Raw genomic sequence first — 14,372 nt, 5'->3', positions numbered from 1 at the left:
TTTGAGATTTTACTTTTATTTATATTTTTTTACTGGCTAAGTTCTTCTTAATCGTAATTATAAATTGTTCTTGCAATTTAAATTTCCACCCTATACACTTAGTTACATAACTAATTAACCTAAAATTGGGAGGAATTCTTAAATGACCGCAAAACGAACCAGCCAAAAGCAATCACGATGGCGAAAATTATTAGCAACCAAACGGCGACGACTGGTAACGATTATTAGTGTTCTCGTAATCCTAATTCTGATTATTATCGGTATTCAACACTCAACCGCTAAAAAGAATAAGTCACAATCTTCATTTTCTACGATGAGGGTTACCTCTCAACCAAGCTTTAACCTTACCGGGAAAATCGAGCCAGTAGAAACACAAGTGCTAGCTTTGCCTTCCGGGAAGCTTCAAAGTCTCGCCGTTAAGAATGGCGATCATGTGGTTCAGGGACAAGCAATCCTAACGATGCATAATGATGATTTACAGAATCAAGTTGCGAATTTACAAAATCAACTAGACCAGTCACAAAGCACATCTTCAGATGATCAGACCAATAGTCCCTCACTGCAGCAACAATTAAAGAATATTTCGGGGAAAGTTAACCAAACCCTTGTGGCTCCATATTCCGGATATGTGTCCATCGATCAATCTAAAGAAGATACTCCAGTAGTAACCCTCTATTCAGATAACCTCCAATTTATCGGCCAGGTTTCTGAATACGACTACGATAAATTACACCAAAGTACAGATTTAAAGGTTAAGGCACTCGCGACAAATCACGTAGCTAACACCCAGGTTAATTACCTAGCCACAATCCCAACAAAGGGTACCGGCAACAATACCCGCTATAAAGTGACCGCAAGCGTTAATGCCAATGAATTCATGGCTGGTCAAACCGCTAAAGCATCAATTAAACAGGATGGCATCTTAATTCCTAAAAAGGCTGTTCGCAACGGAAAAGTATTCGTCGTTGATGATAACGAACGAGTACGTAAAACCAGGATTAGTGGTCACGCTGTCAATAGCTCCTACGTTGTTACGAATGGAATTGATGAAGGCGATAAAATTGTGATTAATCCTAGTAGCAAATTGAAGAACAATACAAAGGTTGATTAAAATGATCACTCTGAAGAATATTAATAAGTACTATCGACAAGGCAGCCACCGTTTTCATGTTCTGCATGATATTAATATTGAAATCGACCAGGGCGAATTAGTCGCCATTATCGGTGAATCTGGGTCGGGTAAATCAACCCTCATTAACATTATTGGTTTCTTAGATGATGATTTTGAGGGAACCTATTTCTATCAGGAGCACCCAATCCATGATTACACACGGAAGCAATTTTCCAGTTTACGGAACCAGAATGTTGGCTTTGTTTTTCAAAATTTTAAATTATTGCGGGAGTCAACGGTAGCGGATAATGTCGCCTTACCATTACTATATGCAGGCAAATCCCGCAAAGAAATTAATGGCCGAGTTTCTGAAGTACTTGAGCAAGTAGGCCTAGCAGGCTATGAAGAACAATTAGCGAAAAATATGTCCGGTGGTCAACAACAACGGGTCTCGATCGCCAGGGCAATTTCAACGCATCCCAAATTCTTGATTGCTGACGAGCCAACTGGTGCTCTTGATAGCGAAACCAGTCAAGAAATTATGAACTTATTTAAATTTCTCAATCAACAGGAGGGCACAACCATCATCATGGTTACCCACGATCCTCACGTTGCCGAACAATGTGAACGGGTCATTAAAATCATTGATGGTCGAGTAATCAGTGATAGTAAGGAGGGAGAATCGCGTGCAGGTCATTGAATTATTTAAGACGGCAATTCAATCTTTAAGAGCGAATAAAAAGCGGAGTTTTCTAACAATTATTGGGATTATGATTGGGATTGCTGCTGTGATTACGATTCTGGGGATTGGGGATGGGATTACCCAGACGATGTACGATAAATTCGGTAACAACGCTAAGCAAGGACAGCAAACGACCGAAATTGGCTTTAATCCCGATAACATCACTTCCAATACCTATGGCTTTACCCAAGATGAAGTCGATAACATTAAAACGCAATTTGGTGGCGAAATTAACACTATCCAGATTGAGCGTGAAACCGATAACCTCTCAACACAAGCTCAGATTGGTGATACCACTAAAAATACTAGTGTTAGTCTCCTGAAAAAGCCGAGTCATCAGATTCGCTTAATTGCCGGCAAAAATTTCACGAAAAATAATTTAGCGGTAGGTCAAGCAAGTGCTTTAATGAGCGATAAAGTCGCTAAAAAACAATACGGTACATCCCAAAATACTCTGGGAACAACAGTGACAGTTAATGATGTCACCTACAATGTAATCGGAGTATATAAAGCGCAGGGGCAATATACAGGCGATGGCAATCAAAACCCATATGGTGCTGATCTCTTAGTACCAGATTCACTATATTATCATGGTGAAGGAGCTACTCAGGGAAACACTCTAAAGCTGACCTTTAGCCAAGGCGTCAATGCTAGCAGCATCTCACGCAAGGTTGCTAAGTATTTAAAGAAGAACGGCCCGGCAAGGAATCAAGGAACCTATGAATATATTGATATGGAAAAGGCCTTAAAACAATTCTCCTCACAAATGAAGATTATTACTACCTTCATTAGTTTTATCGCTGCTATTTCACTGTTTATCGCCGGAATCGGGGTAATGAACATGATGTACATTTCGGTTTCGGAACGAACCCAGGAAATTGGGATTCGTTTGGCAGTTGGCGCAACACCGTTTAATATTATGATGCAATTCTTAGTTGAAGCGATAATCTTAACGGTGATGGGAGGATTACTAGGTTTTCTTGGTGGTGCAGGATTAGCACATTTATTAGCACCATTACTATCAAACGCAATTGGCGGCCAGGGGATCCATATTCATGCCCATATTTCGCTGAATGCTTTCATCCTCGCGTTCGGGACATCAGCAGCGGTTGGATTAATTTTCGGTATTCTTCCAGCTCGCCAAGCTGCTAACAAGAACCTAATCGACATCCTAAGATGACAATAAAATGTAAATTGGACCTAAACATTCGCTATGTGGTTCCACCGATTAAATTGGAACACACCAACACCGAATGTGCAGGTCCATTTTTTGACTATTTAGTTTTTAGCTTATGGTGATTAGTAAAAAATAAAATCCTCTGATAGTAGTTTGATGGGATTGATTGAAGCACGGTAGTTAATAAGATTAATAACGATCCAATAATTGCCGCTCCCGTTAATTTCGTCCCGAGTAGCGTTACTGCTAAGAATGTTGCAACGAGCGGCTCAAAAGCACTAAGGATTCCCGTAACCGCTGGACTAATATAGCGCATACTCTGCAAGAACATTGTGTAAGAAAACATTGTTCCAAAAATAACAATATAGGCAACCAGGATCCACCCCAGCAGATTTAATGATGGCAACCGCTGAATGATGATTTCTGGTAACATCCCAAGTCCACTTAATAGCATTGCAAGTCCGCAAACCGCTAATGCATCAAAATTTGCAAGTAACGGCCGTGGTAATAAGGTATATAGTGCAGCGGCTACAGCACACCAAAGCCCCCAGAAAATTGCGGCTGGCGTTAGCGCTAACGTTCCAAGATGACCCCCAGTAACTAACAGGAAGGTCCCAATTAACGCAATAATGATTGAGATGCAATCAATTCGTCGTGGCCACTGTCGCTGAGCAATGGCTAACCAAATGATAATAATCACTGGTTGAAGATATTGAATTACAGTTGCTGTTGGCGCATTGCTATATTTTACTGCCAAGAAATACGTCAGTTGTGAGTTAAGCATCCCCAAAAGGGCAAAACTAATTAACGAAACTAAATGGCGACGATTGCTGACTATTCTGCGGACTTGTTGGGGCATCTTAAGTAAACTAACCATCGTTAAGACAATTCCTGCCAAAAGTAACCGCACTGCCACTAACCATGAAGTAGTAATGCTCATTTGTTCAAATAAGTATTGTGCTGCAGCTCCTGATCCACCCCATAACGAAGCGCCACCAGCTGCCAGGAGAATTCCTTTCATTTGTTTTGACATTTTCTCACCCGCCCATCTAGTTATCAATAATTAAATTTAACATTTATTCTTTTACGACGATAGCTTTTCCAGTCTTAAATAAAAAAATTAAGCTGATCACGCTAAATTAGAGGGGTCGTAATGTAAGCGCTAACAAATACTAAGAATTTGTTAATAAATTCCCCTGATTTTTAAGAAATTCGCTTAGCAAAAGCTTATCTAATTATTATCATCACGGGCTTCAAAACATGTTAATATACTTTGTGGAGGGGTTGTTGAATCCCGTTAGAAGAAAAACAATTATGTTAAAAGGAGTTGTTCAATATGATGTCTATTATGAGTAATGTTATCGCTGCTGTAAGTTTTGTAGGGCTGATTATTGCGACAAGCGCCCACATAATGAATAACCGGGCATAAAGCAATTATTTATAACGTTTCATTATTAAGAAAATGAGGTAACGAATCACGAGTTGATTCATTGCCTCATTTTTTGTTATTAAATTTAAATTACTAATACAATGCCACACGCCAAGCCACAGAAGAACCCGGCAATAACATCCCGGGGATAATGAATTCCGCCGATTACACGAACTATGGCTAAAATTACTGTAAGGATCAATAGGATTACCCCTAACACCCGCGAAATACTCATCACACTCATTGCAATTACGGTTGCCGAAAACACGTGACGACTAGGTAAAGAATCTCCGCTACCCTTTCGCGGGATCAGTGGTTTAATCGGCCATTCCTCATATGGTCGTGGGTAATTAAGGCGGTGCCGAATTAACGATAGAAGAACAAAGCCAACTCCCGGAATAAACACTAACGGAAGTAGTTTATTAATCCCACCTGCAAAAAGGGCAACCCAAAGCAATAATAGAATATATGAAACGTACATCCCCACCACAATTGCCCTATTTAACCAGCGAAGGCCGTGAATTAGCCAGGGATGCTGAACAAATGGCTTGGTGATTCGTCGATAAAAGGTTTGGTAATTTTTCATAAGTCTTTTACGGCAAAGTGTTTCCTGCAGCAAGGTATAAGTCATACCACTCTTGGTTTGTCAGTGTAATATCGCTTCCTGCTGCACTATCTTGAATATGTTGTGGATTCATCGTCCCAATCAGGACCTGCATATGGGCTGGATGTTTCAGAATCCAGGCCACTGCAATGGCATTCTTGCTAACGCCGTATTTATCGGCTAGCTTAGCTAATTCAGCATTTAATTTTGGAAATTGCTCATTGTTAATAAATGTTCCCGCAAAAGTCCCGTACTGAAATGGTGACCATGTCTGGATAGTCATTTTTTTCAATCGTAAATAATCAAGAAGGCCACCGTCATGGTTAACCGACCCATTATCCGTCATATTTGTATGCAGACCAAAGTCAATCATCCCCGTGTGCTTCAAGCCAAATTGAAGCTGATCGATCAATATCCGTTGATCCGTTGCTGATTGCAATAGCTCTATTTGTTGAGGATTGAAATTAGAGACACCAAAATGGCGAACCTTACCTGTAGTCTGAAGCTCGTCAAATGCCTCAGCAACCTCACCAGGGTCCATTAACGGGTCAGGACGGTGAATAAGTAAGGAATCTAAGTAATCAACCTTCATCCGGCTAAGAATACCGTCTACGGCCTTAAGAATATGAGCCTTAGCTGAACCGTATCGGGTAATTTGATTATCTGTGTTTGCAAACAATCCCACTTTAGACTGAATAAAGAAGTTTTCCCGGGTTAACCCACTCTGTGCCAGCGCCTCGCCGAAATGGATTTCTGACGAACCTCTTCCTAACTCTGGGTCATTACCGTAGATATCTGCAGAATCAATAAAGTTAATCCCAACTTCATGAGCAGCTTGTAAAGCATCCACTACTTTAGAAACTGCCAAATTTCCCATCCGCATCGTTCCTAATGCAATATTCGACACCTGCCAGTTTGTGTTCCCGATTTTTATCGTTTTCACCTTAATCACCTTTTACTTGTAATTTCTTTTATTTTAATCCAACTAGTTTCTATTGACTAGCACTAATATTTCAACAATGAAAACGTTTTATAATTAATTTAACAATTACATGAGGATCGTCTAATAATCATTTGCTTATTAAAACAATTATGATAAACTAAAAAACAGGTAGCGATAACTACCTATCTTACTTACTTTGAGGGACCGAGAATTAGCTCGGTCTCTTTGTCGTTTAAAAGAGATCAGTGCAAAATCACTAGTCAAATAATACTTTAGTCATTGCGGTAGGTAGCGGATGCTCTAAAACAAGATTCATCCCCACCGCCGCTTTTTTCTTTTCTCCAAGCAGTTCTTCTCTCACCGAAGCCGGATCAATCATAGCAGTTCCCAAGTAGTAAAATTGCTTCCCCACAGCATCGCTCCGCTTGACAAAAAGATGCAGTTTCTCACTTTGTCGGCCTGTATCAACTCCCGCAAGCAAGCGCTGTACCTCGGCAGAAGACAGATGACGCGGTGAGCGGGTATACCAACGTAATGATTGACCATCCTGAAGCTGATTATCATATATTGCATTCCGTTGTTTTGGGGACTTCTTGTGATACGTGATGAAGATCGGACATTCGTTTTCAGCAACTCGATAGCCGTACATCGGAGCACTAACGTCTAACGGCCAGTTTAATAACCGACAAACGTCCTTTCGATCATATTGCTGGTAAAGAGTAAATTGCTGGCGTTGATCATATTCTTTACTTAAAGCTAACCCAGTTTTAACCACATCAACAAAGAGTCGCCGAAAATCTGAATTTTGGTTTAACGAATCCTTAATTTGGGAGTTCAACCGGTAAATTTCCTGGTTAACCTTAACGATTGACTGGTCACCATACTGTTGTTTCTTCGTTCGCTTTCCAGCTTTAACATCAAAGAACCGTAAACTAAGAATATCTGTTAGGGAACGTAAAACCGCTTCATTAACATAGCAGTTATTTTTCTCCAAAGCATTAATTAATTGTTTCTTAGTAACCTCCTGATCCTTTAGCAGCGAAAGGAGGATTAATTCATGCGCCCGCTTCCCACTTAAAAGTTCCTTCGTAATGAATGTCAAAACTTGGTTCTCATACTGATTTAGATTTACCTTTTCACCCATCTTAACCAAAAAACTTCCGTAATTATCAAGAAGCTTATTTCGAGCAAAAACAACGGGCGATACTGAATTAGATTGAAAAAAGTCAATTAATAGCGGTCCTCGTCCCAAGCGTTGTTCCAACTCACGGTATGCTCGACGAAGTTCTGCGATTGAATCGAGCTTTGTCTTTTCCAACGAGGTTAGAATTCGCTCACTAGCAACTTGTGAAAAATTAATCGTAGAAATACCAATATTCTGCGGAAGCTGGACTTCACGCCGCGCTTGATCCTGATCCCGGCTCGAATCATCGTTTAACGCCAACGGGATCATGTAATTATGCTTATAATTACCGATAAAATCAACTACAGTCACGTAGTCTTTTCCTGGGTATTTCCGCAATCCGCGACCTAGCTGTTGAAGGAAAATAATCCGTGATTCAGTATTTCGCAGCATCACAATTTGATTTAATGACGGAATATCAACTCCCTCGTTAAATAAGTCGACCGTAATCAAGTACTCGAGTTCGCCATTTTCCAATCGCTTTACAGCTTCTCGACGTTGATAATCACTATCTTGGTTTGTTAATGCAATTGCCGGATGGCCTAAAGCAGTGAACTGTTTTGCGATTTCATGAGCTTCCGCTTGCCGACTACAAAAGACTAGTCCTCGCGGTTGCCGGCCACAGTAGCCATAGTATTCTAACTGCTTTAAAACATACTTTACCCGTTCACTAGCTACTAGCCGCTTTAGATTAGTTGTCTCATCAATCACTTCACCATTAGCTTCGTAATCTTGGACTCCCACATAATGAAATGGGACCAGCATGTCGTTACTCAGGGCATCACGGAGACGAATCTCATAAGCAATGTGGTAATCAAAGATCCCATAAACATCCTGATTATCCATCCGATCAGGGGTTGCCGTCATCCCTAACCAGAACTTTGGCTTGAAATGATTCATTAAGCGTTGATAACTAGGTGCCGCCGCCCGGTGCGCTTCATCCACTAGAATAAAGTCAAACATTTGGGGAGAGAGTTTCTCAAGGATCTTCTTCTGACTTAATGTTTGAACCGTCGCGAAAAGGTAGCGTGGTGAAAAGTCATGATGCTGACTGCTAATTAAGCCAAAGTTCTTCTGCGGACCACCAATGACCCGGGAAAAACTCTGCATTGCTTTTCTCGCAACTTGTTCTCGATGAACAACGTAGAGAAATTTTTGTGGCTGGTTCTCCTTAACAGCGAATGCCCCTAAGTAGGTTTTACCTGTTCCTGTTGCCGAAATTACGAGCCCCCGGTGTGCACCACGATTAATTAAGCCTTGAATTTCACCCAGGGCCGTTCGTTGCATTTGATTTGGGATAATTTTTTGGCTATTTTGTTTTAGACCGTTATTTGCTTTTGGTGGTTGCCAGTTCTTAGCGTAATCTGCAATCCATTCTTTGGTTAACGGGTGACTTTCACTTTGAAGGTGACTTACCCCAGTGGTAATTTGTGAAAACAAGGTCGAATTTTTGCTTGAGGTTACCTTCAACATTGTTTCATGGTTTTGGAGCAATGCTGCTCGGGTAAAATTTGCACTTCCAATTAACGCTGTTGAATAGTCATCATGGGTGAAAAAGTATCCCTTAGTGTGAAAGCCAGTAACTGTGGTAACCATGACCTTTAAGTTAGGAATCTTAAGTAGTTCCGCAAACATCTGCGGAGAATTAAAACCAAGGTAATCACTAGTAATAAGTGTTCCGTGGATCCCGTGACGAGCCAGATCAGCCAAGACAACTTTGAGTGGTGTTAACATATCGCTGGTAATAAAAGCTACCGCCCAAGTAAATGATTTACAATTCATTAGTTCATAACGAAGCATTTCCCAAATTGTGCCATCCTGATTTCCGATCAATCTTGGTGTAAGTTGTTGGTGACCTTGATAATTTTGATCATATAACCCATTTAAAATTGCATTTTTAATCGTTATCTTCTCTGTCATCTTATTCCTCAATCTTCGTTTATTTCCCTAGTAACTTACCATAGAACCACAGAAGGGATTATGACATAAGTACTTTTACCAAGTTCAAATACGAACAGCACGGTACGCAAATGGGTTCCAGTGTCCGGTATAACCGAACTCTGGAACCCTATTTGCGCTCGTGGGGGCGTGAAAACGAAGTCATAAATGACTTCTGTCACGCTCCCTTTTTATTCTGCGTTACTTTAACCTGAATTTTAACTATTCATTATCTTCTAGCTTCTTAGCAACCTTGTTCTTCCGCTTCTTATTTAATGAAGCACCGGTAGCAAGGGCAGCACCAGCAGCAACAACCGTCATGGCTGTAAGGCTATCCTTGTTAACTTTTGGTTGCTTCTTTGCTCCAGACTTAGTGTTGCTTGAAGGCAACTTGATTTGACCACTCTTAATAGCAGCCTCAAGCTTAGCGTTGATCTTTCCACCGCCAAGTTGACGAGTATACCCTTCAAGCGGAGCAGATGGAATACTTGCAGCTTCTTGTTGAAGATCGTAGTAATTATCGTACGGATCATCAAAGCCAGCCATCATATTGTCGTTAGCAGCGTGAGCATTCCGAGCTGCAATTTGTGCAGCAATTTCACTCTTCACAGATGCTTCTTCAGAGGCCCGGTTCAAGCTACCTGGGTTTTGAACCTTGCTAGTAAGAACCTGTTGGTCATTTTCTTCGTAGTTAGCTTCAGTCGTAACGTTTGCTTCTTGAGTTTCAGTTTCATTCTGTGAAGCATCGTTGGCAACTGCAGAAGTTGAAGCATCGTCATCGCTTGTTGCGGTTGTTTCAGTTTGGGTAGTAGCTGAACTAACGTCATTAGTAGCGCTTGAACTTGTAGCAGTTTCATCTTTAGAAGTTGTTTCGTCAGCAACAGGGGTTGAAGGAATGTATGGATGGCTCAAACCATCAAGAGTAATCTGAACACGCTTCAATTCGACCTGAAGACTGTTTAGCTTTTCTTGAGCCTTAGTTAAGTCACCATTAGCAACATCAAGCGTCGTTTGATCCTTATCCAAGGTTCCCTTAAGTTGCGTTAACTTTCCAGTTTCAACTTGAACCTTCAACTGAGCAGCAGCTAAAGCAGTCTTAGCTTTCTTAACGGCTGCATCATTTTGAACCGCGTCAGCCTTCTTAGCATTTGAAAGAGCTGCTTCATAGATTGTCTGAAGTTGGCTAACCGTTGCTGTTAATTCTTGAAGCTTTGCCTGACTTGCCTTGTAAACTTGCGTATCATCACTTAACTTTTGTTGGGCACTAGCAACTGCCTTCTTAGCATCACTAATTGCCTTTTCGTAGTTGCTTTGTGGTGAAACAGCAGCAAGGGATGTTCCAAAGACCTTAGCTAACCGAATTTGACTATTCAATTGAGCATACTCATTCTTCTTATTTTGCAGTTCACTTTGAGCTTGTTGCAAGTCGTTTTGTTTTGCTTGAACGTTTTGTTGTAACTGGTTCAGCTTAGCATTGGCTTCGTTAACTGCAGCGTCCCGACTAGCTTGAACTTTCTTTGAAGCACTTAACTTCTGCTGAGCAGCAGCTAAGTTTGTTTGAGCTTGGGCTAATTGACGAGCCTTATCTTGAACACTACCGTTCATAGCATTCAAGTCAGCTTGAACCTTAGCTAACTTAGCTTGCAAGTCATTAATCTTATCGTTTGCTAAGTTAACCGCTGCTTGGGCATTTTCCATAACAGCCTTCTGGTTAAGAGTCTCGTTAGCAGCTTCTTGTTGAGCAGCAGTAGCGTTATTAACTGCGGTTTGGGCAGTAGCAACATTAGCTTGTGCTGTTGTTACCCCGTTTTTGGCGGCCGTTGCAGCAGTTTGAGCTGTGGTAACTGCACCTTCCTTTTGAAGGTAATCATTGTGAGCGTTGTTGATTTGTGCAGCACTAACGTTTTCAGGAGTTGCTGCCCCTTGAGCAAGCTTATTCTTCACTTCTGCATTAGCATGACCATCATCAAAGAAGTTGTAGTGAACCCAACCATCCTTGTCAATAGTAACGGTCATGTACTGGTTACCGTTATCATCATAGGAAATACCGTTCATTCCCTTTGGATCATTAAGGAATGCTTCAGTGTGACCACCGAATCCATAGTAAAGGGGAGCGTCAGCTGCATTTTCAACATCTTGGTAGATCATCGCTAAAATTCCAGCGTAGATACTTTGCTTAACGTCAGCCATTGACATCTTTTGCTTAAGGCCAGCAATATGAAGAGAAGCTGGATCAAGTAGTAACCCGGTTGAAAGGTTTTCACCCACAAAGCCAGTGTTTAGTCCTGCCTTGTTAGCGGCAGCAACCATGCCATTTTCGTTGTGTGGTGAACCAGTGGCGTTACTACTCTTGTTCCAACCGCTATTGTTATAAGCACCGTCAATTACTTGGTTACCAAGTTCAGTTGCGTAAGGTGAAACCTTAACCTTGCCGTAACTATGAGCGGCACCAGCAGCAGTCGATTGGAAACTATTACGGAAACTATTAACAATCTGGGCAGCAAACTTTGTAATCTCGGTTTGCTGAGCAGCTGTCATGTTTCTTGGGTCAACCTTCTCAGTCTTATCCTGAGTAGTTGCTTGGTAGCTAGTCTTTAATAATGGAGTCCATGTTTTACCGCCATCAGTACTTGTCCAACCTGTTGACATCAGTCCCTTAGCAGGATCTCCGCCATTCAGAGCAATCCCTTCTGCACAATCAGACTTAACTTGGGGACTATTATAACGATTACCGTTAATGTAGCTTTCATATTGTTGAACAATATCGCTTGGTGTCTTAACAGTTGGTACACCGTTATCATTCTTGTAATTATTGTAAGTCTCTAAGGCTTTCAGTGCATCAGCCTTAGCAGTAGCCACCTTTTGTTGAGCAGCGTCAGCGTTAGCCTGAGCAGTAGTAACTGCTTGTTGTGCCTTTGCTAAAGCAGCTTTAGTTTGGTTAACCTTTTCTTCAGCTGCTTTTTGGGCAGCAGTAGCATGATCATAATTTTGTTGAGCAGATTCAAGCATCTGTTGGGCATTTTGAGCTGCCTGCTTGTCATTTGCCAATTGCTTTTGTAATTGAGAAATTGTTGATTGCAATTGAGCAGTTGCGGTGACATTATCATTGCTACCGTTATTCTTCAATGCATCCAAACGTTGTTGAGCATCAGCAACCGCAGAAGCATCCTTAGCTACTTGAGCCGCAGCTTGTGAAGCTGTTTGTTGGGCAATTGAAACAGCATTTTGTTGAGCTTGAACTGCTGATTGAGCTGTATTAACAGCCTGTGAAGCAGCGTTAACGGCATCCTGTTGATCATTAACTGCCTTCTGAGCATTTTCTAATGCAAAGTTAAAAGCAGAAGTTGCTGCAGCCTGTGAAGCAACGATGTAATCACTTAACCGCGCTTCTGCACTTGCTTGCAATTCTTTAGCAGAGCTAACAGCACTTTGATCACTATTTACCTGCGCACTATTGCTATTTACCACTTGTTGCTGATCAGAAACAGCACTATTAGCTGCTTGGACAGCACTAGCAGCGGATTGAACATTGCCCTGGTTTTGAGCCGCACTTGTAACAGCAGACTCAACTGCAGCACTAGCAGAAGTTGCTTCATCTGCAGTACTATTTACAACTGCTTGTTGAGCATTAACTGCAGATTGATCAGCTTTAACCGTATTTTGAGCACTATTAACCGTTTGAACACCAGAATTAACAACTTGTTGTTGAGTGTTGACCTGTTGTTGGGCAGTATCAACCCGTTGTTGAGCAGCTTGTTGTGGCGTCTGCGGATTAACATTTACATCGTTATTCTTAACTGTCTGTTGCACAGTATCAGCTTGTGCGTTTAAAGTAGAAGCCCCAAGAAGGGTGGCACCAGTAACGGCCACAGTTCCGACTAGAACTTTATCACTTATCCTCTTCCGATTTTTCACAATACCAACTTCCTCCGTAAATAATCGTTTGATGCTATTATCATTGTAGTCGCGATAAATTTATTTATCAATTATTTTTTATTCTTCAAATTAATCAGTTGAAAAATAAGAGCAAGCAGTTAGACAATTTTACTGTTTATGAAGCTATTTTATTGCTATAGCAGTAACTCTGTCTGTCTTTCATCCGATAAATATAACTATAATTTTTAGGGCAATAAAAACCTAAAATTTTCTTTAACTCCCGAATAACTGTAATGAAATAATTTTCATCTATTAAACTAATACATCGCGTTTTTATCATAAATACCATATTTTATAATTCATAATTATGGCAATTATAGCAACGTAAATAGATGATTTTAATGCCTTTTGTTCAATAAATCGAAACAATTACTTATCATTCGCTAGTAGTGTCATTAAAAATCACCAATTTATTTTCAAATAAGAATAACCGTTTTCTAACAGTAATATCTGTCAGAGAACGGTTATCTTATAATTGATATTCCATTACCTTAGCTTGTTGATCTCCAATATCATCATAATGAATGATTAGCTCTTTGATGATCCGAAAACCAATTTTTGAATAAAGCTTCTCAGAAGGAAGATTATCAGCTAAGACATCAAGGTGAATTACCTTTTTTCCTTCTCGCCTTGCCTCGTCAAATAGGCCATCTAAAAGCTGGCGAGAAACCCCCGTTCGCCGATAATCCGGATGAACTGCAATTAAATGCCAGATACCAATTTCCCGTTCACTTACCTTAGTAGGCCAGTCCACATCAGGATATTCCTCTCCAGTCGTCATTACCCCAGCTGCAACAACTCGATCTTCCTTAATTCCAACCACCACTGTTGCTTGCTGAATAAAGTTACGTAAGCCATCAACGCTTGGGTATTCTCCCCAGGTCCAATTAGCACCGTACTTATCTAATTGTTGATGATCACATACCGTTTTATATAATGTTGCCACTCCCTTAAGATCACTTAATTGAGCTACCCTAACCTGATCAAGTTTCATCTCAGCCTTCCTCCTTTTCCCATAATTATACCTTTTTTCAATCTGGCATTCAGTTAAGAAGATTAGAATTCCATCGTCTATCAGCTGTATTTTTAATACCCAATTTCTATGATCGTTAAACTAATATCCATGCCAAACTCGGTTCGTATAACAAAATAAAAAGACCAATTCAGCTTTAATTTGCTGAATTGGTCTTTCCATGTTGCGTGGCAACGTCCTATCCTCGCAGGGAGCGATCCCCCAACTACTTTTGGCGTGTTGAAGCTTAACTTCTGTGTTCGGCATGGGAACAGGTGTATCCTTCAAGCCATCATC

The 14,372-nt window shown here is 40.8% G+C and carries 9 protein-coding genes and 1 rRNA gene; 3 read left to right on the top strand and 7 right to left on the bottom strand.

Going from position 1 to position 14,372, the window contains the following annotated elements:
* Positions 1-142: 142 nt before the first annotated feature.
* From MR181_RS05875 to MR181_RS05865, 3 genes are read left to right on the top strand one after another with little or no spacing between them, the layout of a single operon-like run.
* Entirely contained in the window at positions 143-1,111 is a 969-nt protein-coding gene (locus MR181_RS05875) for an efflux RND transporter periplasmic adaptor subunit (RefSeq protein WP_242336027.1), read from the top strand.
* A 1-nt stretch (position 1,112) separates the two neighbouring features.
* Complete coding sequence (locus MR181_RS05870; RefSeq protein WP_242336024.1) at positions 1,113-1,811, top strand: ABC transporter ATP-binding protein; 699 nt, start codon at positions 1,113-1,115, stop codon at positions 1,809-1,811.
* Positions 1,798-3,033, top strand: a complete 1,236-nt coding sequence (locus MR181_RS05865) for an ABC transporter permease (RefSeq protein WP_242336021.1) — start codon at positions 1,798-1,800, stop codon at positions 3,031-3,033. Before MR181_RS05870 ends, MR181_RS05865 begins: the two co-directional genes overlap by 14 nt.
* Before the next feature lie 94 nt (positions 3,034-3,127).
* Here the strand turns inward: MR181_RS05865 and MR181_RS05860 are convergent, their stop codons facing one another.
* From MR181_RS05860 to rrf, 7 genes are all read right to left on the bottom strand, one after another.
* A complete protein-coding gene (locus MR181_RS05860) occupies positions 3,128-4,063 on the bottom strand; it encodes a DMT family transporter (RefSeq protein ID WP_242336018.1) in 936 nt (311 codons plus the stop codon).
* A gap of 481 nt (positions 4,064-4,544) precedes the next feature.
* Positions 4,545-5,045, bottom strand: coding sequence for a phosphatase PAP2 family protein (locus MR181_RS05855; RefSeq protein WP_191911989.1), 501 nt, complete (start codon positions 5,043-5,045; stop codon positions 4,545-4,547).
* A gap of 7 nt (positions 5,046-5,052) precedes the next feature.
* Positions 5,053-6,006 carry an aldo/keto reductase gene (locus MR181_RS05850; RefSeq protein WP_242336015.1) on the bottom strand — a complete coding sequence of 318 codons (954 nt, stop codon included), beginning with the start codon at positions 6,004-6,006 and terminating at the stop codon, positions 5,053-5,055.
* A gap of 256 nt (positions 6,007-6,262) precedes the next feature.
* Positions 6,263-9,109, bottom strand: a complete 2,847-nt coding sequence (locus tag MR181_RS05845; RefSeq protein WP_242336012.1) for a DEAD/DEAH box helicase — start codon at positions 9,107-9,109, stop codon at positions 6,263-6,265.
* Between the two features lie 240 nt (positions 9,110-9,349).
* Positions 9,350-13,042 carry an SEC10/PgrA surface exclusion domain-containing protein gene (locus MR181_RS05840; protein WP_242336009.1) on the bottom strand — a complete coding sequence of 1,231 codons (3,693 nt, stop codon included), beginning with the start codon at positions 13,040-13,042 and terminating at the stop codon, positions 9,350-9,352.
* 490 nt (positions 13,043-13,532) lie between these two features.
* Positions 13,533-14,057, bottom strand: coding sequence for a GNAT family N-acetyltransferase (locus tag MR181_RS05835; RefSeq protein ID WP_242336006.1), 525 nt, complete (start codon positions 14,055-14,057; stop codon positions 13,533-13,535).
* A 204-nt stretch (positions 14,058-14,261) separates the two neighbouring features.
* Positions 14,262-14,372, bottom strand: a 5S ribosomal RNA gene (gene rrf, locus MR181_RS05830); the annotation flags it as partial.

Source organism: Limosilactobacillus urinaemulieris (genome assembly GCF_932750685.1).
Lineage (GTDB): Bacteria > Bacillota > Bacilli > Lactobacillales > Lactobacillaceae > Limosilactobacillus > Limosilactobacillus urinaemulieris.
The sequence above is the reverse complement of the archived record's forward strand: the minus strand, read 5'-3'. Positions and strand labels throughout refer to the sequence as shown.